1 protein-coding gene and 2 pseudogenes are annotated in these 863 nt (G+C 57.0%); all 3 read left to right on the top strand.

The window, feature by feature from the left end:
* On the top strand, positions 1 to 182 hold a 182-nt coding region (secE, locus tag VZ95_RS19825), incomplete at its 5' end, for a preprotein translocase subunit SecE (RefSeq protein WP_045777399.1).
* A gap of 4 nt (positions 183 to 186) precedes the next feature.
* Positions 187 to 718 (top strand): annotated as a pseudogene (gene nusG, locus VZ95_RS19820) (transcription termination/antitermination protein NusG).
* A 69-nt stretch (positions 719 to 787) separates the two neighbouring features.
* Positions 788 to 863: pseudogene (gene rplK, locus VZ95_RS23460) on the top strand (50S ribosomal protein L11); the annotation flags it as partial.

Here is an 863-nt window from a genome sequence, read left to right as displayed (position 1 = left end):
CGGTTCAATTTTTCAAGGAAGTCCGGCTCGAAGCCCGCAAGGTGACGTGGCCGACCTGGAAAGAAACATGGATCAGCACCGTAATGGTGTTCGTGATGGGGCTGCTTGCGGCCTTATTCTTCTTTCTGGTGGATCAAGGCCTCTCCATTGGCATTCGCCTGATTCTCGGGCTGGGAAAGTAGGGCCATGACGCAGCGCTGGTATGTTGTTCACGTCTATTCTGGGTTCGAAAAAAAAGGTGGTCCAGGCCATCCGCGAAACCGCTGAGCAAAAAGGTATGGCCGATCTGATTGGCGATATCATGGTTCCGACTGAAGAAGTCGTTGAGATCCGGCGCGGCGCAAAAGTGAATTCGGAGCGCAAGCTCATTCCCGGCTACGTGCTGGTGAAAATGGAAATGAACGACCAGACGTGGCACATCGTCACCTCGACCCCGAAAGTGACCGGGTTCCTGGGGGCGAAGGGCAAGCCGTCGCCGGTGAGCGATGCCGAGGCCGAGCGTTTGGCCCGTCAGGTTAAAGAGGGCACGGACCGGCCGCGTCCGTCTGTCCGCTTTGAAATTGGCGAGCAAGTCCGGGTTTCGGACGGGCCGTTCGCCTCCTTCAATGGGATGGTGGAAGACGTGGATGAAGAGCGCTCGCGCCTTAAGGTGGCGGTGTCGATCTTCGGGCGCTCGACCCCAGTGGAATTGGAATACAGCCAAGTCGAAAAAGTCTAAGGCTGGGCTGGTATTGCGCGGGAGGCTCGCCAAGCCGCACCGCGCCTCTATCTCGTATGAGAGGGTTAAATGGCAAAAAAGATTGTTGGCTACATCAAGCTACAGGTGCCGGCAGGCAAAGCTAATCCGTCACCGCCCATTGGTC

This window comes from Elstera litoralis (assembly GCF_000963705.1).
Lineage (GTDB): Bacteria > Pseudomonadota > Alphaproteobacteria > Elsterales > Elsteraceae > Elstera > Elstera litoralis.
This window is presented reverse-complemented; position numbering and strand designations above follow the sequence as displayed.